Source organism: Trinickia fusca, assembly GCF_003628145.1.
Taxonomy (GTDB): Bacteria; Pseudomonadota; Gammaproteobacteria; order Burkholderiales; family Burkholderiaceae; genus Trinickia; species Trinickia fusca.
In genome coordinates this window covers 21,588-43,477 of record NZ_RBZV01000004.1, presented here as the reverse complement: position 1 = coordinate 43,477, position 21,890 = coordinate 21,588, and the positions used below count along the sequence as shown (strand labels likewise).

At 64.4% G+C, this 21,890-nt stretch carries 18 protein-coding genes, 1 pseudogene and 1 riboswitch; of the genes and pseudogenes, 12 read left to right on the top strand and 7 right to left on the bottom strand.

The window, feature by feature from the left end:
• Window positions 1-79: 79 nt before the first annotated feature.
• The 4 genes and pseudogenes from D7S89_RS12260 to cobA form a co-directional block, all read right to left on the bottom strand.
• Entirely contained in the window at window positions 80-1,378 is a 1,299-nt protein-coding gene (locus D7S89_RS12260; protein WP_121277976.1) for a cobyrinic acid a,c-diamide synthase CobB, read from the bottom strand.
• Between the two features lie 2 nt (window positions 1,379-1,380).
• Window positions 1,381-1,983 carry a cob(I)yrinic acid a,c-diamide adenosyltransferase gene (gene cobO, locus D7S89_RS12255; protein ID WP_121277975.1) on the bottom strand — a complete coding sequence of 201 codons (603 nt, stop codon included), beginning with the start codon at window positions 1,981-1,983 and terminating at the stop codon, window positions 1,381-1,383.
• Window positions 1,980-2,423, bottom strand: coding sequence for a cobalamin biosynthesis protein (locus D7S89_RS27775; RefSeq protein ID WP_281273124.1), 444 nt, complete (start codon window positions 2,421-2,423; stop codon window positions 1,980-1,982). The genes cobO and D7S89_RS27775 overlap by 4 nt, the downstream gene beginning before the upstream one ends.
• 36 nt (window positions 2,424-2,459) lie before the next feature.
• Window positions 2,460-3,233 (bottom strand): annotated as a pseudogene (gene cobA / locus D7S89_RS27770) (uroporphyrinogen-III C-methyltransferase); the annotation flags it as partial.
• A gap of 62 nt (window positions 3,234-3,295) precedes the next feature.
• Window positions 3,296-3,578: riboswitch (cobalamin riboswitch) on the top strand.
• 160 nt (window positions 3,579-3,738) lie between these two features.
• On the opposite strand from cobA, the gene D7S89_RS12245 reads away from it, so the two are divergent.
• The 5 genes from D7S89_RS12245 to D7S89_RS12225 all read left to right on the top strand — a co-directional run bounded on the left by D7S89_RS12245 (window position 3,739) and on the right by D7S89_RS12225 (window position 11,541).
• A complete protein-coding gene (locus tag D7S89_RS12245) occupies window positions 3,739-4,800 on the top strand; it encodes a HoxN/HupN/NixA family nickel/cobalt transporter (protein WP_121278298.1) in 1,062 nt (353 codons plus the stop codon).
• Window positions 4,801-4,825: 25 nt separating this feature from the next.
• Window positions 4,826-5,968: a cobalamin biosynthesis protein CobW gene (gene cobW / locus D7S89_RS12240; RefSeq protein WP_281273108.1), complete on the top strand. Its 1,143-nt coding sequence runs from the start codon at window positions 4,826-4,828 to the stop codon at window positions 5,966-5,968.
• A gap of 7 nt (window positions 5,969-5,975) precedes the next feature.
• Complete coding sequence (cobN, locus tag D7S89_RS12235; RefSeq protein ID WP_121278297.1) at window positions 5,976-9,770, top strand: cobaltochelatase subunit CobN; 3,795 nt, start codon at window positions 5,976-5,978, stop codon at window positions 9,768-9,770.
• Window positions 9,767-10,864 (top strand): magnesium chelatase ATPase subunit I, encoded by a 1,098-nt coding sequence (locus D7S89_RS12230; RefSeq protein WP_121277972.1) that lies wholly within the window; start codon window positions 9,767-9,769, stop codon window positions 10,862-10,864. The genes cobN and D7S89_RS12230 overlap by 4 nt, the downstream gene beginning before the upstream one ends.
• A 146-nt stretch (window positions 10,865-11,010) precedes the next feature.
• Complete coding sequence (locus D7S89_RS12225; RefSeq protein WP_425470788.1) at window positions 11,011-11,541, top strand: vWA domain-containing protein; 531 nt, start codon at window positions 11,011-11,013, stop codon at window positions 11,539-11,541.
• 96 nt (window positions 11,542-11,637) lie between these two features.
• Here D7S89_RS12225 and D7S89_RS12220 read toward each other — a convergent pair whose 3' ends face one another.
• Window positions 11,638-12,552: a LysR family transcriptional regulator gene (locus tag D7S89_RS12220; protein ID WP_121278295.1), complete on the bottom strand. Its 915-nt coding sequence runs from the start codon at window positions 12,550-12,552 to the stop codon at window positions 11,638-11,640.
• 109 nt (window positions 12,553-12,661) lie between these two features.
• Between D7S89_RS12220 and D7S89_RS12215 the strand changes: the two genes are divergently transcribed.
• Window positions 12,662-13,099, top strand: a complete 438-nt coding sequence (locus tag D7S89_RS12215) for a DoxX family protein (RefSeq protein ID WP_245982842.1) — start codon at window positions 12,662-12,664, stop codon at window positions 13,097-13,099.
• A 61-nt stretch (window positions 13,100-13,160) separates the two neighbouring features.
• Window positions 13,161-13,523 (top strand): nuclear transport factor 2 family protein, encoded by a 363-nt coding sequence (locus D7S89_RS12210; protein WP_121277971.1) that lies wholly within the window; start codon window positions 13,161-13,163, stop codon window positions 13,521-13,523.
• A gap of 106 nt (window positions 13,524-13,629) precedes the next feature.
• On the opposite strand, the gene D7S89_RS12205 is transcribed toward D7S89_RS12210, so the two are convergent.
• Complete coding sequence (locus tag D7S89_RS12205) at window positions 13,630-14,178, bottom strand: SLOG cluster 4 domain-containing protein (RefSeq protein WP_121277970.1); 549 nt, start codon at window positions 14,176-14,178, stop codon at window positions 13,630-13,632.
• Window positions 14,179-14,333: 155 nt separating this feature from the next.
• On the opposite strand from D7S89_RS12205, the gene D7S89_RS12200 reads away from it, so the two are divergent.
• Complete coding sequence (locus tag D7S89_RS12200) at window positions 14,334-14,792, top strand: DUF2846 domain-containing protein (protein WP_121277969.1); 459 nt, start codon at window positions 14,334-14,336, stop codon at window positions 14,790-14,792.
• Between the two features lie 111 nt (window positions 14,793-14,903).
• On the opposite strand, the gene D7S89_RS27170 is transcribed toward D7S89_RS12200, so the two are convergent.
• Complete coding sequence (locus D7S89_RS27170; RefSeq protein WP_147426638.1) at window positions 14,904-15,161, bottom strand: hypothetical protein; 258 nt, start codon at window positions 15,159-15,161, stop codon at window positions 14,904-14,906.
• Window positions 15,162-15,398: 237 nt separating this feature from the next.
• Between D7S89_RS27170 and D7S89_RS12195 the strand changes: the two genes are divergently transcribed.
• The 4 genes from D7S89_RS12195 to D7S89_RS12180 form a co-directional block, all read left to right on the top strand.
• Complete coding sequence (locus D7S89_RS12195) at window positions 15,399-15,974, top strand: GNAT family N-acetyltransferase (protein WP_121277968.1); 576 nt, start codon at window positions 15,399-15,401, stop codon at window positions 15,972-15,974.
• 81 nt (window positions 15,975-16,055) lie between these two features.
• Window positions 16,056-16,361 (top strand): DUF6916 family protein, encoded by a 306-nt coding sequence (locus tag D7S89_RS12190; protein ID WP_121277967.1) that lies wholly within the window; start codon window positions 16,056-16,058, stop codon window positions 16,359-16,361.
• Window positions 16,362-16,448: 87 nt separating this feature from the next.
• Entirely contained in the window at window positions 16,449-17,063 is a 615-nt protein-coding gene (locus D7S89_RS12185; protein ID WP_121277966.1) for a phage tail protein, read from the top strand.
• A 98-nt stretch (window positions 17,064-17,161) separates the two neighbouring features.
• Window positions 17,162-21,890: DUF4347 domain-containing protein (locus D7S89_RS12180; RefSeq protein WP_121277965.1), on the top strand; the 4,729-nt coding region annotated here is incomplete at its 3' end.

Below are 21,890 nucleotides of genomic sequence, written 5' to 3'. Positions count from 1 at the left end.
AGCCTGGCGGCGTCGTGCGGACGTCTGGAGAAGCAAGCAATAGCAGAAAAAGGCGATGGTCCGCTAAATCGCCCTAAACCTAAAACGCCGCCCCGCTGAAAAGCGCCGCAGCCAACGCGGGATTCGACGGCCAGTAGCCGTGCATGTAGGTCGCGACGATCGAGCCGTGACGGAACACCGCTTCGCCGGCTGCGCTCGTTTGGGCACGTTTGGCCGTGGTCACGGGCACGAGCGGCGTGTGCATCTGCGAGTAATGGAACGTGTGGCCCGTCATCGATCCGTGCGCACTATCGATCTGCTGCATGCCGAGCGCGGCCAGCCTCGTCAGCATCGTCGCCTGACCGGGCATGAGGCCGAGCATCGGCGTCGTCGTGCCTTCGACGTCGGTTAGTCGCTCGAGTAGATACAGCATGCCGCCGCATTCCGCGACGACCGGCTTGCCGTCCGCCACATGCGCGTTGATCGAGCTGGCGCTGCGTGTGCAGCGCGCGAGTGTGGCCGCGTGTAGTTCAGGGTAGCCGCCTGGCAAGTACAGTGCATCGGCCGTGCCGGGGACCGGCTCGTCGGCGAGCGGCGAGAAGAAGCTCACACGTGCGCCGAGCGCTTCGAGCAGACCCACGTTCGCCGGGTAGATGAAAGCGAACGCAGCATCGCGTGCGATGGCGACATGCCGGCCTGCCAGCAAAGGCCGCAATGCCGCGGGTGCAGGCGCGGCGAATTCGATCGCCGGCGGCAGCTCGGCCAACGCAGTGCCGGCGAGCGCATCGGCTGCGCGCTCGATGCGTGCGTCGAGGTCCGCGATTTCGTTGGCTTGGTGCAGGCCGAGATGGCGTTCGGGCAGTTCGAGATCGTCAGCACCTTCGACATGCCCGAGCCAGCGGATATCGGAGGGCAACGCATCGACGAGCATCTGCGCATGGCGCGCGGAACCTACGCGATTGGCGAGCACGCCATGAAACGGCACGTCGGGCCGGAACCGCGCGAGGCCGAATGCGATGGCGCCGAACGTTTGCGCCATGGCTTTGGCCGAGATCACGGCCGCGACGGGCACACCGAACGTGCAAGCCAGATCGGCGCTGCTCGGTGTGCCGTCGAACAGCCCCATCACGCCTTCGATGAGGATGAGGTCGGCTTCTTGCGCCGCTTCGGCGAGCAACCGGCGACACGCCTCTTCGCCGACCATCCATAAGTCGAGCGACTCGACCTGCGCGCCGCTCGCGCGCGCGAGGATCATCGGGTCGAGGAAATCGGGGCCCGTCTTGAACACGCGCACGCGCCGCCCTTGCCGACGATGCAGCCGCGCAAGGCCGGCCGTGATCGTCGTCTTGCCTTGTCCCGAGGCGGGCGCGCTGATGAACAGGGCCGGGCATGACGCCATCGTCAGAACTCCACGCCGCGCTGCGCTTTCACGCCTTGCTCGCGATACGGATGCTTGACGAGACGCATCTCGGTGACGAGATCGGCCGCGTCGATCAACGCGTCGGGTGCATGGCGGCCCGTGATTACCACATGCACCATCGGCTCGCGGGCTTGCAGGACGGCGAGCACTTCATCGAGCGGCAGGTACTCGTACTTGAGTACCGTGTTCAGCTCGTCGAGGATCACCATGCGGTACTCGCCGCTTTCGATCATGCGGCGCGCTTCGTCCCAGCCCTTGCGGGCGGTGGCGATGTCGGCTTCGCGGTTCTGCGTGTTCCAGGTGTAGCCGTCACCCATTGTGACGAAGTCGCATTGCGCGTGGCTGCCGAGGAAATCGCGCTCGGACGTATGCAGCGCGCCCTTGATGAACTGCACGACGCCGATGCGCTGGTCGTGCCCGAGCATGCGCACGGCCATGCCGAATGCCGCCGTGCTTTTGCCTTTGCCGTTGCCCGTGTGCACGATCAGCAGGCCTTTCTCGACCGTGGCGGCGGCCTGCTTCTTGACGTGGCCTTCTTGACGCCGTTGCGTCATCCGTTGATGCGATTCGGGATCGGTTTTCATGAGGTCCTTTGTGGAGCGTATTCGCCGTCGCGTTGGGTTTCGTCGACTGTGGGGTTCGTCATTCGGATAGCGGATGCTGCGGCGATGTCCACCGCCGCCGCGACCGTCACGCCGTCGTGCGCATGTTTGCGGACCAACAGATGGCCGCCGGGAGCCGCGAGCAGTGCGCACGGCTCGCATACGCCGTCGACGTGTGCATGGGCATGCACCGTGGCCGAGCGGGCTAGCGTTTCATGTCGGGCCAGACATGCTTCGATATCCTGAATGCCGAACGTGACGAGCGGCAGTGCCCGGCGCGCACAGTATTCGATCAGTGCCGGCTCGTCCGCCTTCGCGGCGATCGTCGCGACTCGCACGATGCGGTGCGTCGCACGCGCGCCGAGCGCGGCATGCACGGCTGCCTCGATTTGCGCGACCGTCACGCCGCGTTTGCAACCGATGCCGAGCGTCAGGGCGAATGGCGCATCGTGCGGGCTCCCGACAGAGGGCGCTGCATCGACGCTGCTGGCCAGCGACACGACTTCACCGATCACGACAATCGCGGGCGCGCCGAGCTGGGCATCGGCGACTGCGCGCGGCAGCGCTTCGAGCGAAGCGAGCACATGACGCTGAGCGGGCAGCGTGGCTGAAGCGATCGCGGCGCATGGGGTGCCGGGCGTCATGCCGGCTTGCAGTAGCTGTGCGACGATTGCATCGAGCCGCCGCATGCCCATATAGATGACGAGCGTGAGCCGAGTGGCCGCAAGTGCGCGCCAATCGGGCTCGTCTTCACCGGCACCGTGGCCCGTCACGAACACGGCGCCCTGTGCGAAACCGCGGTGCGTGACAGGGACGCCGAGTGCGGCCGGCGCTGCGATGCCGGCTGTGATGCCGCTTACGATCTCGACCTGCACGCCGGCCTCGCGCAGTGCTTGTAGCTCTTCGCCACCGCGGCCGAACACGAACGGGTCGCCGCCCTTCAAACGCGCCACGCTGCGGCCCGCGCACAGGTGCGTGAGCATCATCGCGACGATGTCGGCCTGTGGCGTTGACGGCTGGCCGCCGCGCTTGCCGACGTGCACGATCTGCGCGTCGACGCGCGCCCATTGCAGAACGTCGGGGTTGACGAGGTCGTCGACCAGTACGACGTCAGCCTGAGCTAATGCACGAACGGCCTTCAGCGTCAGCAGCTCGGCGTCGCCGGGGCCGGCTCCGATGAGCCAGGCGCGGGCAGTGGTGCCGTCGGTGGGGGCGGATGGGGGGCGGCTCATGGGTGCGCACGATACCACGCAACCGGCAATGCCCCTTCCTTGACGCTTCCCCCCCACCCCCCTAAACTCCCACCCATTCTGGTGCTCGCGTGCGCGTTCTGGCGCACGCAGTTAAACGGGAAACAGGGCGCTCCCTATGCCGCGCGACGGCATGGCGCGAGCCAACCTGTGCTGCCCCCGCAACGGTAAGCGAACGCATCGGCAACGATGCAGAGCCGACTTCGACCCATACGCGCAAGGCCGTGTATGGGATGCAACCACTGCGCAAGAAACATCATGACTCGCGCGGGAAGGTGAAGCGGCGCTTTCGCTAGCCCGGATACCGGCCGGAAAAGAGGATTGGCGCCGCGGGGAAGCGGTGTTCATCCGCGACTTCATGGCGTTTCTCCGTAGCCGCATCGCGGCACATCGTCTTTTGCTTCATCGTGCTGCATTCGGCAGGAGAGGCGTCGTGTGGTCCGTGTCCCTATCGACAGCAAACGTCGACCATTCACGAGGAGCGAACGTGCTCAAACTGGTTTTCCGGCTTTTCGATGACAGCCCGGCCACCTTGCGCCGCAAGATCGTCGGCATCTATGCCTTGCTGATTGCTTTCAACGTGGGCGCCTGGATTTGGGCGTTCATCGCATTTCGTGGCCAACCCGTGCTGCTCGGCACAGCGCTGCTCGCCTATACGTTCGGGCTGCGCCATGCCGTCGACGCCGACCACATCGCCGCGATCGACAACGTCACGCGCAAGATGCTGCAGGAGCGACGAAGCCCGCTTGGCGTCGGCTTCTTCTTCTCGCTCGGGCATTCGACGATCGTCGTCGCGATGTCGATCGCGGTGGCGCTGACGGCGGCCACCTTGACGACGCACTTCTCGCAGATGAAGGACCTCGGCGGCGTGATCAGCACGTGTGTGTCGGCGTTCTTTCTGCTGCTGCTCGGCTCGGCCAATCTGACGATTCTCGTGTCGGTCTTCAAAACGTTTCGCGCGGTGCAGCGCGGCGAGCCGCTCGTCGAAGAGGATCTGGACCTGTTGCTCGGCAACCGCGGCTTCCTCGCGCGTTTGTTCCGCCCGCTGTTCCGTCTGGCGTCGCGTAGCTGGCATATGTATCCGATCGGTTTTCTGTTCGGCCTCGGCTTCGATACGGCCACCGAAGTCGCGCTATTCGGCATCTCCGCGTCGCAGGCATCGGGCGGCATGTCGGTGTGGTCGATCTTGGCGCTGCCGCTGCTGTTCACGGCCGGCATGTCGCTCGTCGATACCACCGACGGCATTCTCATGATGGGCGCCTATCGATGGGCGTTCGTGCGGCCGATCCGCAAGATCTACTACAACATGACGATCACGTTCGTGTCGGTGCTCGTCGCGTTCGTGATCGGTGGTGTCGAGGCGCTCGCGCTCGCAGCCGATAAACTCTCGCTCAAAGGGCCGTTCTGGGATGCCATGGGCGCCATTGCCGATCACTTCGGCTTGCTCGGCTACTTCGTCATCGGCCTGTTCCTGCTGAGCTGGATCGTCTCGGCGCTCATCTATCGCATCAAGCGTTACGACGAAATCGACGTCAAGCTGTCGGTGTGAACCCGGTCGCTCACGATAACCAAGAATGGGAAACAACATGCAGACATCCATGCGCAAGATTCCGGTGACGATCGTCACGGGCTTTCTCGGCAGCGGCAAGACGACGCTGCTGCGTCATATCCTCAAGCACGCAGGCGGCTTGCGTATCGCCGTCATCGTCAATGAGTTCGGTGAACTCGGCATCGACGGCGAGATCCTCAAGGGCTGCGGCATCGGCTGCGACGAAACGGGCCGCGAGGTCGAAGGCCAGCTTTACGAACTCGCCAATGGCTGCCTGTGCTGCACGGTGCAGGAGGAGTTCTTCCCGGTGATGGAGGAACTCGTGGAGCGCCGCGGGCAAATCGATCACGTGCTGATCGAGACGTCGGGCCTCGCGCTGCCCAAGCCGCTCGTGCAGGCGTTCAATTGGCCGGCGATCAAGAACAGCTTTACCGTCGATGCAGTGGTGACGGTCGTCGACGGCCCTGCTGCCGCCAGCGGCCAGTTCGCAGCCGACCCGCATGCCGTCGACGCGCAGCGCCAAGCCGATCCGAATCTCGATCATGAATCGCCGCTGCACGAGCTGTTCGAGGATCAGTTGAGCGCGGCCGATCTCGTGATCGTGAACAAAACCGACCTCATCGACGAAGCGCAGCAGGCGGCCGTGGAAGCGCTCGTGCGCGAGGAGATTCCGCCGCAAGTCAAGATCGTGCGCGCGCAGATGGCCCAGCTCGATCTGCACACGCTGCTGGGTCTGAACGCCGCGTCTGAAGAGACGATTCATCTGCGTCACGATCATCATGGCTCGGCCGACGACCCGGATCATGCCGATCATCATCACGACGAGTTCGATTCCGTCGTCGTGGAAGGGCGCGTGAGTTCGCGCGAGGCTGCCATCCACGCCTTGCAGCAGCTCGTGCAGACCCACACGATCTATCGCGTGAAGGGCTTCGCGGCACTGCCGGGGGCGCCGATGCGGCTCGTCATTCAGGGCGTCGGGCGCCGGTTCGACAGCTACTTCGACAGGCGTTGGCAAGCGGACGAAACCTTGCTGACGCTGAGCCGCTTCGTGCTGATCGGCGAGGACCTCGAGCAAGCAGCGCTGCAACGCGCGTTCGACGCCGCGCTCGGCGGTGCGGATGCGGTCGGTGGTGCGGCGCATGAGGCCGCTGCTCTACGCGAGGCCTGAGCGCGTCATGCATCTTCTGCGCACTGTCCCGGGCGGCTTCGTCGACGATACGGCTGGCGTCGTTCGCATCGACCAGCGGCCCGGCGACATCGTCGTGATGAGCTCGGCCGATACGACGCTGTCGCTGCTTGCGAGCGTGGTCGAGCGGCTGGGCCCGGGCTTTCCCAGCGTTCGGCTGACGAACGTCACCTATCTGCGGCAGCCGGCTTCCGTCGATTTCTACGTCGACGATGTGCTCCAGCACGCGCGTGTAGTCGTCGTCGATCACCTGGGCGGTGAGGCTTACTGGCCCTACGGCATCGAGCAGGTCGTCATGCTCGCACGACGCAAGCAGCAGACGCTCGCGATGTTCTCAGGTGACTTGCAGGAAGATCCGAACCTGGTCGCAAAGAGCACGGCGCCGGCATTGCTGTGCCAACAATTGTGGCGCTATCTGCGCGAAGGCGGCGCGCGCAATGCCGAGGCGTTCCTGCGCGCGATCGCCTGGCATGCGTTCGGCTGGGGTAGCGAGCCGGCGCCGCCGATCCCGCTGCCGGCCGCGTCGCTCTATCACCCCGCGCGCGACGTGCCGACCATCGCCGACTGGCAGGCGCGTTGGCGGGCCAATGCTCCCTGCGTGGCGATCTTGTTCTACAAGGCCCACTTGCAAGCGGCCAACACGGCCGTGTTCGATGCGCTCATCGAAGCGCTCGAGCTACGTGGCCTCAACGCGCTGCCGGTCGCCATCACGTCGCTGAAGGACACGGTGAGCCGCGAGGTGATCGCGCAATTGTGCGAGCAGCACGAGGTTGCGCTCGTGCTCAATACAACCGCCTTCGCGGCATCGGCCATCGACGACCCGGCGCCGCTCGCGCTTGCCGGCGACGCCCCGGTCTTGCAGGTCATTCTGAGCGGCGGCAATCGCGAGAGCTGGGAGCAGGACAACCACGGCCTCAATTCGCGTGACATCGCGATGCATGTCGCGCTGCCCGAAGTCGATGGGCGCATCGTCACGCGCGCCGTCAGCTTCAAGGGGCTCGCGTATCGATGCCCGCACACGGAGGTCGACGTCGTGCGGTATCAGCCCGATACCGAGCGTGTTGCGTTCGTTGCGGAGCTTGCGAGCCGCTGGTGCCGGCTGCGTGGACTGGGCAACGACGAGAAGAAACTCGCGTTGATCCTCGCGAACTATCCGACGAGTGAAGGGCGTATCGGTAACGGCGTCGGCCTCGATACGCCGGCGTCGGTCGTCGGCATCATGACGATGTTGCGCGATGAAGGCTACCGTGTAGCAGAACTGCCCGAGGACGGCGACGGGCTGATGCGCCTGCTCACGCAAGGCGTGACCAACGATGCGCAGACACGCGCGCTGCGTCCCGCCTGGCAAAGTCTTGCGCTCGACGACTACCTTACGCATTTCAATGCGTTGCCCGTGAGCGTGCGCGAGGCATTGAACGCCCGTTGGGGCCCCCCCGAAGCGGACCCGACCGTACGTCGCGGCCGCTTCATGATCGCAGGCTGGCGCTGCGGGCACGTCTTCGTCGGCATTCAGCCCGCTCGCACACGCGAGGCCGGGGACTACGCGAGCTATCACGATGCGGAGCTCGTACCGCCGCATGCGTATCTGGCGTTCTACTTCTGGCTGCGCCATTCGTTCGGCGTCGATGCGATCGTGCACGTCGGCAAGCACGGCAATCTCGAATGGTTGCCCGGCAAGAGCGTGGCGCTGAGCGGGGAATGCTGGCCTGATCTGACGCTCGGGCCGATGCCGCATCTTTATCCGTTCATCGTCAACGATCCCGGTGAGGGCAGTCAGGCGAAGCGCCGCGCACAGGCCGTCATCATCGACCACCTGATGCCGCCGCTCACGAGGGCCGAAACGTATGGCCCTTTGCAGGATCTCGAGCGTCAGGTCGACGAGTACTATGACGCGCTGATGGTCGATGCCCGCCGCGCCAAGCTGCTGCGCGGCACGATCCTCGCGACGATCGTCGAGCATCGACTGCACGAAGAGCTCAGCATTTCCGTGCCAGACAACCAGGATGCCGAGGATGCGTTGCTCACGCGCGTCGACGCCTGGTTGTGCGAACTGAAGGAAGCGCAGATTCGCGATGGCCTGCATACGTTCGGTTGCTCGCCGCAAGACGTGCAGCGACGCGACACGCTGCTCGCGCTCGGGCGCTTTCCGATCGGCGACGGGCAGGGCGCGAACGCGGGTCTCATCGACGCGCTGGCGAAGGATCTCGCGATCGATCATCTGTTCGATCCGCTGACGGCCGAGTGGTCGACGCCGTGGCAAGGACCGCGTCCCGCGCTGCTCGAGCAAGCGAGCGAGGCGCCCTGGCGTCACAACGGCGATACGCGTGAGCGGCTCGAACTGTTGGCATCCATGCTGCTGACCGGCCTATGTGACGGACGCATGCCGACGACGCTCGAAGTGCTGCCGCACGCGGCGTGCGTGCTCGGGCGCTTGAAGAATGATGTGCTGCCGAGGCTCGACGCGTGCGGGGACGAAGAGCTGCGGCAACTGAAGCGCGGGCTCGAAGGGCGGTTCGTGCCGCCAGGCCCGAGCGGTTCGCCCTCGCGCGGACGCCCTGACGTGCTGCCGACGGGCCGCAACTTCTATTCGGTCGATACGCGGGCGATCCCGACGCAGGCGGCTTGGTCGCTCGGCGTGAAGTCGGCGCGACAGTTGATCGAACGTCATCTGCAGGAGCATGGCGACTACCCGCGTGCCGTGGGCTTGTCGGTGTGGGGCACGGCAACGATGCGCACGGGCGGCGACGACGTCGCGCAAGCGTTCGCGCTGATGGGCGTGCGGCCGAAGTGGGCGCCGGGCAGTCATCGCGTGACCGACTTCGAGATTCTGCCGGCCGGCGTGCTCGAGCGTCCGCGCGTCGACGTGACGCTGCGCGTGTCGGGGTTCTTCCGCGATGCGTTTCCGAACGTCATGCATCTGTTCGATGCAGCGGTGCAGGCCGTGGCGGAGCTCGACGACGAGCCCGAGGACGTGAACCCGATCCGCTCGCGCGTGCTGCGCGAGCGTGATGCCTGGGTCGCGCGCGGCCTCGATGCGAAAGAGGCGCGTAAGCGAGCGGGCTGGCGCGTGTTCAGCGCGCGGCCCGGCGCGTACGGTGCCGGTTTGCAGCAGACGATCGACGACGGTAACTGGCAGACCGATGCGGATCTGGCCGATGCCTACGTTGCGTGGGGCGGCTATGCCTACGCGCAGCAGAGCGCGGGCGAGGCGGCGCGCGGTGCGTTCGGCACGCGGCTCGCCACACTCGATGTCGTGCTGCAGAACCAGGACAACCGCGAACACGACTTGCTCGACTCGAACGACTACTACCAGTTTCAGGGTGGCATGGTGGCGGCCGTGAGGCACTTGGCGGGCCGCCAGCCGCATATCTATCACGCCGATCACAGCAATCCGACCGCGCCACGCGTGCGCACGCTCAGCGAGGAAATCGCGCGCGTGATCCGCTCGCGCGTGGTCAATCCGAAATGGCTCGAGGGCGTCAAACGTCATGGCTACAAGGGAGCGGCCGAGATTGCGGCGACTGTCGACTATTTATACGGCTATGACGCGACCGCGCGCGTGATCGCCGATCATCAATACGCGCTCGTGGCCGATGCCTATGTGAACGATGCCGATACCCGCACGTTCTTGCAGCAGCACAATCCGCATGCGTTGCGCTCGATCTGCGAGCGTTTGCTCGAAGCGATGCAACGCGGGTTGTGGCAGCAGCCCGGCGACTATCGTGCGCAGGTCGAACAGCACTTGCTCGCGAACGAACAGCATCTCGAAGGAATCACTCAATGAATGGCGCTTTGCCTTCCTCGTTGCCCAAGCCGTTTCCGTTCAGCGCGCTGATCGGGCAGGCGGCCTTGCAGCAGGCCTTGCTGCTGGCCGCGATCGATCCCGGTATCGGCGGCGTGCTCGTCACGGGGCCGCGCGGTACCGCGAAATCGACTGCTGCACGCGCCTTGGCCGAGCTGTTGCCAGAAGGGCGCTTCGTCACGCTGCCGCTCGGTGCCAGCGAGGAGCGATTGATCGGCACGCTCGATCTCGATGAAGTGCTACGCGGCGGCGCCGTGAAGTTTTCGCCGGGGCTGCTGGCTGCCGCGCATCGCGGTGTGCTGTACGTCGACGAAATCAATTTGTTGCCCGATGCGCTCGTCGACGCATTGCTCGATGCGGCGGCAAGCGGTGTGAATGTGATCGAGCGCGACGGCGTTTCGCACAGCCATGAGGCGCGCTTCGTGCTTGTGGGCACGATGAATCCTGAAGAGGGCGAGCTGCGACCTCAACTCATCGATCGCTTCGGTTTGATGGTCGAGCTCGAGAACTGCTTCGATGCAGAGGTGCGGCAGGGCATCGTCAAGGCTCGGCTGGCATTCGATATGGATGCCGAAGCATTTCGTGTCGCGTATGCGTCGAAGCAGCAGGGACTGGTCGAGCGTATTCGCGCTGCGCGTGCTTTGCTGCCCATGCTTACGTTTAGCGACGATGTGCATGCTCGTGTCAGCGCACATTGCATCGAAGCCGCCGTTGACGGCGTGCGCGCCGATCTCGTGATGTTGCGTGCGGCGCGTGCGTTGGCTGCGTTCGAAGGGGCCGATGCGGTGACGCGCGAGCACGTCGAGCGTGTCGCGCAAGCGGTGCTGCTGCATCGCAGGCGGGAGCATGGGGAGGCGCCGCGATCGGGTATGGCTCACGATGACACACCGGCGCATGGCGATGACCGCCGCAATGGTGCTGATGCTTCATCGTCGGCCGGCGCATCATCGCCGCAGGAAAGGACTCAGTCGACTTCAACAGATGCAGGCGGAGATCGGTGGGGCTATCTACCGCCCGAGCCCGCAGGCATGGCCTCCGTCAAAGGCGTGATTCCGCTGACGCCAAAAAAACGCTGAGCCATCGAAGCGGCGCCGCCGCGGACTCGCTTCGCGGTTTTCGATGGCTAGAAGGTGCGGGACAGGCAGCACGACGCGATGCCGGGCCTCGTGCCGGCAAGCGCATTGCGTGGCCCGCTACGCTGGCACGCAAGCGGAGCGACCCGTTGTGTGCCGAGCATGTGCGCTTCCTGGCCGAGGAGTCGAAGGGTGGAGTACTCCATTGTTTCGCACTCGATTGTTCGGCTTCGATGCTGGCCGGCGAACGGCTTGCGCTGGCTAAGGGGCTGCTGACGGCATTGTTCGATCGTGCGGGGGCTGAACGGGCTGAGGCGGCACTCATTTGCTTCGGCGGTATGCGTGCGGACGTGCGCTTCGGGCCGGCTGTGCCGCGCTGGTGGAACGAGCGCTGGTTGAGCCCTGTCGGCGGTGCGGGCGGGACGCCCCTCGCGCTCGGCGTCGACACTGCCGGACAAGTGTTGGCGCGCGCTGCTCGTACGCAGCCGGCGCAGCAGCGCGTGTTATGGGTGCTAACGGATGGTCGCAGTAACGACCGACCTGTAAGGCCGACCGCAGTCGACCGGATCGTGCTCGTCGATTTCGAGCGCGATGCGATACGGCTCGGGCGGTGTGCGCAGCTTGCCCGCGAATGGGGCGCTGAGTGTGTGCGGCCTGAGGAGTTGATCGCTTTGTCCTGAGCAAGCCGTCGTGCAATCGATGGCCGTCACATCCGCGCGCATGGCGATTCCTCGAGGTTCACGGGCTTCGGTCAGCGTCGATTCAGCGAGCAGCCATCACGCTGCTCTCCATTCCGCCGTGGTCAGCTTGGCGATGAAGAAGTCGGCCAGGGCGCTGACCTTTGCGGGTCGTGCGCGGGCCGTGGGGGTGACGAAATAAAGGCCGCCTTCGGGCAAGCGCCAGTCAGTCAAGATCGGTTCAAGCTGATTGCCAGGGAAGTACTGCGTGGCAACGAATTCAGGAAGTTCGGTGATGGCAAGCCCTGCGAGGACCGTGGGCAGCAAGGCTTCCACACTCGTTCCTCGCAACGCGCCGGTAGGGGTGACCGCGCACTCCTCGCCACTCTCGTGAGTAAAGCGCCATACGTCGCGTCGGCTCCGGTTAGCGTAGGTCAGGCACTGGTGGGTGCCGAGATCACGCGGGTGCTGCGGTCGGCCGCAGCGAGACAGATAGGCGGGCGATGCGACGACGAATCGGCGCACTGGCGCGATGAGGCGTGCGACGAGTGACGAGTCCTCCAGGATGGCGATGCGCAGCGCGGCATCGAAACCTTCCCCAATCAGATCGGCATGGGCATCCGTGAGATGTAGCTCCACGGAGATATCCGGATAGGTCCGGAAGAACTCGGGCAGCAGCGGGGCGACCCATCTCGCGCCAAAGGAGAGCGGCGCCGCGAGCTTGACGAGACCACGCGGTCGGCTCGAGGTCTCCCGTGCGAAATCCTCTGTTTCCTCGGCCTCGGCGTAGATTCTCGCCGCTCGCTCGGCGAGCGTGTGGCCATAGTCCGTGAGGGCAAGTCGTCGGGAGGTCCGGTTGAACAGTCGGCCTCCCAGCCGTGCTTCGAGGCGGGTGACGGCCCGGGAGACCGTGGCCACCGAGACCCCCATGGCGGTTGCCGCCGCAGCGAACGAACCTTCTTCGGCGACCTTCGCGAACATCGCAAGCCCTTCAAAATCCGGCAGCTTCGACATCTGCAATCATGCAACGATGATTTGCGTTCATTTCTATTTCGAAAAATAGCATGTCGCCATAAATTTGTCTCACCTCAACCACAGGCGATCAATCGCCAAGGACATTGCCATGCGCAACCCGACCTACGTTCAGTCCGAGATCATGCCCTCGGCCACTTCCAGTGCTGTCACCACGATTGTTCCGGCCCTGGGCCGCGTGATGATCAGCGCAATTTTCATCCTGGCCGGGTTTTCGAAGCTCGCCGCGCCCGCGATGACGATCGGCTACATCCAGTCCGTCGGACTGCCGCTGCCGACGGTCGCGTTCGGTGTCGCTGCGTTCATCGAGATCGTCGGCGGGACCGCGCTGCTGCTCGGCTACCGCACTCGACTTGTCGCGAGTGTTCTTTTTCTGTTCGCGCTGGTGACCGCCGCGTTTTTCCACCGCCATTTCGCCGACCAGGACCAGTTCATCCATTTCTTCAAGAACGTCGCGATGGCGGGTGGCTTGCTGCACGTCGTCGCTTTCGGTGGTGGCCGCGTCAGCCTCGACGGCCGCCGCTCCTGATACCTCGGCTGGCGCGGCGCCAGCCGTTCCGGTCGGCAATCGATCGCCAGGGAGAACTGTTATGCATGACCGTATCCATGAATTGCTTCATCGCAACCTTCAGGAGGTCTTTGGTGAAGGGGATGCAGCGCGCCGTCGCAAGGCCATCGAGGCGCTCTATACGGAAGACTGCGTGCTCTACGTGCCGCTGGGCGCGTTGATTGGGCACGACGCACTCGACAAATTCGCCGGCGATCTTCGTACGACGCATCCGCATTTTGCCTATACGCCGCACGGCGAACCCCAAGCGCTACACAATGCCGGTCGCCTGGCTTGGGGCTCCGGCCCGCGTGGCGAAGCACCTGACTATACGGGCTTGGATGTGATCATCGTTCGCGATGGGAAGATTGCGGCGCTGTACGTCTTTCTCGATTCCGTGCAGTAACGGGGAAGGGCGCGCGAGGCTTCTGGGATTTGCTCGCTTACCGGGCCATCGCGGGCATCGGCCTTGGCGGCGAATTCGGCATCGATGACCTAGCGGATACGGTGTGTCAGTACGACGGAGCCCCAGCACCGATTCGCTCGGTTTGCGCGAGCACGAATGCGTAAACGTCCACGAGCGACGAAACGATTCGCGTATCCGGCGCGACCCCATCGAAGGCGTCGGCCGCGCCGATGCAGATCAGTGGCTTGGCAAAGCGCGTCGCGAGGCGGATCTCGTCGAGCGTGCCCTGGCTGCCAGGCAGCGCTACGACGACGTCGCTCGTCAACACGTTCACGAAGTTGCGGCTCAGTGCATCGTCCGGTTCGCCGGCTTGCTTGCGCGGCAGTGGCGTCAAGATCGGCAGATCGATGAACGGATTCGGATAGCCGGCGACCGGCACGAAGCCGAGCACAGGATGCGTTTCGCTCGGCACGATGCCGATCGAGCGGCCCTTGCGTCCTTGCGTCGTCGAGAACGCTCGCGCGGTAGATAGCATCACGCCGCGGCCTGCGCCCGTCAGCAGGTCGAATCCCCGTTCGGCGATCCACGTTCCCAGGGGCGCCGCCAGCTCTGGCCACTCATTTTTGCCAGAGCCCATCACGCCAATGATTGCCATCGTGTTCTCCTGGTTGATTGGAGTAATTAGGGTAAGCCCTAAAGAATACGTGTTTCGAGCCGTAAAGGAGGTGTGCCGATGCCAGATGGGTAGGTAGACATGCCCAACTGAGCATCGTTTTTTTTTGGTTGATCCAAATCTACGGGGACCTTTGAATGAAGAAACTCTATCGCACGCTATTGCTCTCGGCCGGCGTGGCATTGCTTGCAGCAGGCTGTGCATCGGGACCGCAGTACAAGGACGTGGCAGCTTCGATACCGACGCTTGCCGCCGATCATGGTCGTATCTATTTCTTCCGTGAGAGCGCCTTCGGTGGGGGGATGATCCAGCCGGAGATCAAGCTTAACGATCAGGTCGTCGGTCGTTCGATACCAGGTGGATTCTTCTATGTCGACGAAACCCCGGGCGATTACACCGTGTCGACTTCTACCGAGGTGAAGCGGGAAGTGAAGTTCAGCTTGCATGCCGGCGACACGAAATACGTGCGCACCTCCGTCAGCATGGGGCTGCTGGTTGGACATATCACGCCAACGCTGGATGATCCGGAAACCGCGCCGAAGGAAGTCGAGAAGCTCAAATATACGGGTGCGCAAACCGCTGCGGTCACGCAATAGAGATTTTTGATACTCGGAAGTGCTAGATGGGCGGTGTAGCCGCCCATCTGTGGAGCCGCTTCCGACTCCTTCGTTCTATGGACCTCACTTCTATCTAGTCACTGATATTTTTCAATGACTTGTGGTGGTCGCTTGTCCCGGCCGTACATAGGCATGCCGTGCTCCGGGCGATCGCTCGGCCAGCGACACACCAATTCGCGCGCAGCGTTTTTGATCCGCGTCAATATTACGAATTATTTCAACGGCACCCGTCTCGATGAAAATCGCATCGGGATTTTGGGTTGAAAAAGCTTGTAAAAATATGCATCCCACATTTCGCCTTCCTATTCCCTTTTCCTGATTTGCTGCGGCACGCAAACGCTTGCGCATAAGCCGTCGGACATGGGGTGGGCGCGCGCAGCGGTTTTGTAGACAAAAAATCTGTATTTACTTAAAACAATCAAGGCTCGGGTTATTACGTAGATGATCTGAAGTTCATTGCGTCGTAATAATGCGTCGGATAATATTCAGACGAAACCAGCTAAATGGAGCATTCCGGCCGTAATCAATAGTCGAGCCGATCGATATCCGGCCGCGTTCACTCATTCACGTTGAGAGGCGATCTTCGTGGAACCTTCCGTCGCCGTGGCATCCGGCTTGACCGATCAGATCGAAGAAGACCGTATCCGCCTACGTGCCGCAACGGCCGCGGATAGCGACTTTCTTCATGCGGTCTTTGCCTCCACACGGTTCGACGAGTTCCAAAACGCGGGTTGGAACGCGAAGGAAATCGACGACCTGCTCGCCAGCCAGTTCTCGATGCAGGACGCGTACTACCGCCGCCACTACCCGTCGGGCCGGTTCGACGTCATCGTGCACGGCGTGACCGGTATCGGCCGGCTCTATCACGATTGGAGCGATGACGCGGCGCGCGTCATCGACATTGCGCTGTTGCCAGCCTATCGCGGCAAGGGCGTGGGTACGCGGCTCATGCGGGCGATTGTGGCCGAGGCGGCCAGGCGGGCGCTGCCGGTGCATCTCTACGTCGAATTCGACAATCCCGTGCGTGCGCTGTACCACCGGCTCGGCTTTGCCGGCGTCGGCGAGAACGGGCTCTATGAGCGGATGTGCAGAGAGGCCGGGCCATTCGAAGTCGAAGGCCCGATCGACTCGATAGCAGGACTGCATGACGGAGCCGAATAACGCAGCGCGTTTCGGTGGCCTGCGACGGATGGACAACTTGGCCGCGGCGACGGCCGCAATCGAAGCGGGGGAGGGATAGCCGTGCATTCGATTCCTAGTCATGACGCGCTCATCGCGTCGATCGGTCAGTCGTTCACGTTCAGCACGCCGCAGGGACGGGAGATCGAGGCGCGCCTGGTCGCCGCGCCCACCGGCACGCCGATGGATGACGACTACGTCTGCTACGCGGCCACATTCGAACTGCCCGCTGGCATCCAGCTTCCACAAGACGTCTACCGTATCGCGGCGTCCGACGGCGCCGCTTGGGATTTGCTCGCCACGCCGACCCGGCCGAGCGCCGATGGCAAGGCGAACCTGACCGTGGTGGTGCACTGCCTGCGCGGCTAGCGCCGCGGGCTTTGCAGCATCAGGGAGCCGTCACGCCGCTCGCGTGACTTTGTCTGTCCATGATCCGTAACGAATCAGGAGGCAGTGATGAGCGATCCGTATCTCGGCGAAATCCGCATGGTCGGCTTCAACTTCGCGCCGTACGGCTGGGCGCTTTGCCAGGGCCAGATCTTACCGGTCAGCCAAAATCAGGCGTTGTTCTCGTTGCTCGGCACGACGTTCGGCGGCAACGGCTCGTCCAACTTCGGCCTGCCCGACCTCCAGGGCCGTGGCCCGATAGGCACGGGCACCGGCACCGGGTTGTCGCCGATCACATGGGGCGAAGTCGGCGGTCAGGAGGAGGTCACCCTCACCACCAACCAACTGCCCACGCACACCCACGCTTCGCAATCGTCGAGCAGCAGCATGACGTCGACGGGCACGATCTCGATTCCGGCCACCACCTCGTCGACAGGCGGTACCGGAACGCCGTCGGCAACCACGGTGCTCGGCCCGATGTCCCAGGGCGGCCGCGCCGGTGAGCTCTACAGCACGTCGGCACCGAACGTCACGCTAGCGCCGTTCGGCGTGACCGTCATGGGCGATGCGCCGCGCGTCACGATCGGCACGACCGGCAACAGTCTGCCGACGCCGCTGCGCAATCCGTACCTCGGCCTTACCTGCATCGTCGCGCTGCAGGGCATTTTCCCGACACGAGGGTAAGCGCTCTCGCGGGAAATCAAGCCGCTTCGGCGCGGGGTCGTCGAAGCGGCGGTGCCGCCGGCGCTCCGGGTGGCGGCATGTTTCGGAGGTTCATCACCATGAAGTTCGCTGCCAGGTTGTTGAAGTACTTCGCGGCTCGGCCCGCGCCACGCGTCACGGCCGTCGCGCCGGCTCCGCTGTTGCTCGCGCTCGAGCCGCGTATCGTCTACGACGCGTCCGTGGCGGCCGTAGGCGCGGCGGCCCGGCATCATGTCGAGCCGGGCGCCGACGCGGCGCACAGGATCGGCGAAGCCGTGGCGCACGGCCGGCCTGCGCAGAACGATAGTGTTACGCCCGCGAACGGCGGCGCAGACCGGCATACGAACCAGGCGAACCCGGCGCAGCGCAACGTCATGGCGGACGCCGTGCAGGGCAGCACGCAGGTGGTGTTCGTCGACCCCGCGGTGACCGGCTATCAGACCCTCCTCGCGGGACTGCCCGCCGGCACGCAGGTGGTCATGCTGAACGCGAACACCGATGGATTCGCGCAGATCGCGCAGTATCTGCAGCAGCACCCGGGCGTCAGCGCGATCCACCTGCTCTCGCACGGCGCGGAAGGCGACGTGCAGGCGGGCTCGGCGTGGCTCGACCCCGCGAACTTCTCGAAGTACAGCGCGGAGCTCGCGCAGATCGGCGCGGCGATGCAGCCGGGCGGCGACTTCCTGATCTATGGTTGCGACGTCGCCGAAGGCGCGGACGGCCGCCTGCTCGTGCAGGAGATCGCGGCGGCGACGCACCTGAACGTGGCGGCATCGACGGACCTGACGGGTGCGGCGTCGCTCGGCGGCAACTGGACGCTCGAGTACCAGGTCGGCAACGTGCAGACGCCGGTGATTTTCTCGGCGGCAGCCGAACAGCAGTATGGCTCCCTGCTCTCGGAGACGATCGAGGACTACACGAGCGCGGCCGCGTCGAGCCTGAATACCGGCGACGTGACGAGCTTCAGCCTCGACGGCATCACGTATACGTACAACGTGGCGAACGCCACGACCGTCGGGCCAGACAGCAACCTGCAGTCGCTGCCCGACGAGAATGGGTCGAGCGAGTCGCTGGTGGTCAATCAGGACGGCGTCTCGGGCCTGACGTCGATCACGATCACGATGCAGGACGGCAAGGCGTTCAGGATGTCGAGTTTCGACATCGACATCGTCACGAACACCGTTGCCACGATCGAGGCGAACGGCAGCACGTTGAACGACATCACCATTACGTCGAACGGGGTGTTCCAGACGGAGACGGTCGATCTGACCGGCGACTCCGCCTTCGACGTCACCAACAGCATCACCATCACGTTCCAGAGCAACTCGATCGTCAACCTCGGCCATCTCGTCTACCAGGAAGTCACGCCACCGGTCGTCACGGCCACGGGCGGCGCCACGACGTTCACGTCGGTGGACAGCAGCACCGCAACGCCGGTCGCGGTCGATTCCGGCGTGACCGTTTCCGACACCGAAAGCGGGACGATGAGCAGCGCCACGGTCGCGATTACGGGCAATTTTCACAGCGGCCAGGACGTGCTGGCGTTCACCAACACGAGCAGCGTGATTTACGGCAGCATCTCCGGCTCGTACAACGCGACGACGGGCGTACTGACGCTGTCCGGCGCGGGCACCACGGCGCAATATCAGGCGGCGCTCGAAGCCGTGACGTATCTCGACACCGCTGGCACGCCGAACACGTCGGCGCGCACGATCAGCTTCAGCGTCAATGACGGAATAGCGTCGAGCACCGTCGTGACGAAGACGGTCGACGTCGATTCCCCACCGGTCGTGACGACGACGGGCGGCACGACGAACTATTACGGCGGCACAAGTGCGACCGCGGTGGACAGCGGCGTAAGCGTCACCGATGCGAGCCAGGGCACGCAGGCGTCGGGCACGGTGACGATCACGAGCGGCTACGACAGCAGCAACGACACGCTTGCGTTCACGAACACGAGCCTCACGCTGTTCGGCAACATCTCGGCCTCTTTCAATTCGTCGACGGGCGTGCTGACGCTGAGCTCGTCCGGCTCGACGGCCACCGACGCACAGTGGGCGAACGCGTTCGAAGCGGTGATGTTCTCGAGCGCAAGCACGACCTACGGCAACCGGACGATTTCGTTCGTCGTCAACGACGGCACCGACAACAGCGTGGCCGCGACGAAAATCGTCGACGTGCTCAATCCCTCTCCCGTCGTGACGGCCGATTCGGGGTCGGCTGCGTTCACGGCGGGCGACAACACGACGTCGACGCCGGTGGCGATCGACTCGGGCTTGACGGTGACGGACGGCAACAGTTCGACGCTGGCCTCGGCGACGATCGCGATCACGGGCAACTTCCATAGCGGCCAGGATGTGCTGGCGTTCACGAACAACGGCTCGACGATGGGCAATATCGCGGGCGCGTACAACGCGACGACAGGTGTGCTGACGCTGACCTCGGCAGGTGGGATCGCGACGCTCGCGCAGTGGCAGGCGGCGCTCGATGCGGTGACTTATACCGACACGGCGATTACGCCGAACAACGCGACGCGCACGATCAGCTTCACGGCCAGCGACGGCGTGAACACGAGCAATACGGCCACGCGCACGGTGACGGTGGCCGACGTCGACCAGACGCCGATCGTGACGACCACGGGCGGCACGACGAACTACGTCGGCGGTGCGAGCGCGACGACGGTCGATGGCGGCGTGACGGTGAGCGACCTCGACAACGCGACGCAGGCGTCCGGGACGGTGTCGATCGGAAGTGGCTTCCACAGTGGCGACACGCTGTCGTTCACGAACACGAGCCTCACGCTGTTCGGCAACATCTCGGCTTCTTACAACTCGGGGACGGGCGTGCTGACGCTGAGCTCGTCCGGCGCGACGGCCACAGATGCACAGTGGGCGAACGCGTTCGACGCAGTGACGTTCTCGAGCACGAGCACGACTTACGGCAATCGCACCGTGTCGTTCGTCGTCAACGACGGGACCGAGAACAGCGCGGCGGCGACGAAGACCGTCGACGTCATCAATCCCAATCCGGTCGTGACGACCGATTCGGGCTCGGCGGCGTTTACGGCGGGCGACAACACGACGTCGACGCCGGTCGTGATCGATTCGGGCTTGACGGTGACGGACGGCAACAGTTCGACGCTGGCCTCGGCGACGATCGCGATCACGGGCAATTTCCACAGTGGCCAGGACGTGCTGGCGTTCACGAACGATGGCTCGACGATGGGCAACATCGCGGGCGCGTACAACGCGACGACGGGCGTGCTGACGTTGACCTCGGCAGGTGGGATCGCGACGCTCGCGCAGTGGCAGGCGGCGCTTGACTCGGTGACCTATACCGACACGGCGGTCACGCCGAACAACGCGACGCGTACGATCAGCTTCACGGCCAGCGATGGCGTGAACACGAGCAGTACGGCCACGCGCACGGTGACGGTGGCCGACGTCGACCAGACGCCGATCGTGACGACCACGGGCGGCACGACGACCTACACCGCTGGCGCGAGCGCGACGACGGTCGACGGCGGCGTGACGGTGAGCGACCTCGACAACACGACGCAGGCGTCCGGGACGGTGACGATCGGAAGCGGCTTCCATAGTGGTGACACGCTATCGTTCACGAACACGAGCCTTACGCTGTTCGGCAACATCGTCGCGGTCTACAACTCGGGGACGGGCGTGCTGACGCTGAGCTCGTCCGGTGCATCCGCCACCGACGCACAGTGGGCAAATGCCTTCGACGCGGTGACGTTCTCGGCGGGTGCGTCGGCAACGACAGGCAACCGCACGATCTCGTTCGTCGTCAACGACGGCACGGAGAACAGCGCGGCCGCGACGAAGACCGTTGACGTGCTGGGGCCACCGACGGTGACGACCGATTCGGGCTCGGCGGCGTTCACGGCGGGCGACAACGTCACGTCGACGCCGGTGACGATCGATTCGGGCTTGACGGTGACGGACGGCAGCAGTTCGACACTGGCCTCGGCGACGATCGCGATCACGGGCAACTTTCACAGTGGCCAGGACGTGCTGGCGTTCACGAACGATGGCTCGACGATGGGCAACATCGCGGGCGCGTACAACGCGACGACGGGCGTGCTGACGCTTACCTCGGCAGGTGGGATCGCGACGCTCGCGCAGTGGCAAGCTGCGCTCGATGCGGTGACGTATACCGATACAGCGGTCACGCCGAACAACGCGACGCGCACGATCAGCTTCACGACCAACGACGGCGTGAACACGAGCAACACGGCTACGCGCACGGTGACGGTGGCCGACGTCGACCAGACGCCGATCGTGACGACCACAGGCGGCACGACGAACTACGTTGGCGGGACGAGTGCGACGGCGGTCGATGGCGGCGTGACGGTGAGTGACCGCGATAACACCACGCAGTCGAGTGGGACGGTATCGATCGGAAGCGGCTTCCACAGCGGCGACACACTGTCGTTCACGAACACGAGTTCCTTGCTGTTCGGCAACATCGTCGCGTCCTACAACGCGGGGACGGGCGTGCTGACGCTGAGCTCGTCCGGGGCATCCGCTACCGACGCACAATGGGCGAACGCGTTCGACGCGGTGACGTTCTCGGCGGGTGCGTCGGCAACGACAGGCAACCGCACGATCTCGTTCGTCGTCAACGACGGCACCGAGAACAGCGCGGCCGCGACGAAGACCGTCGACGTGCTGGGACCGCCGACGGTGACGACCGATTCGGGTTCGGCGGCGTTCACGGCGGGTGACAACGTTACATCGACGCCGGTCGTGATCGATTCGGGCTTGACGGTGACGGACGGCAGCAGCTCGACAC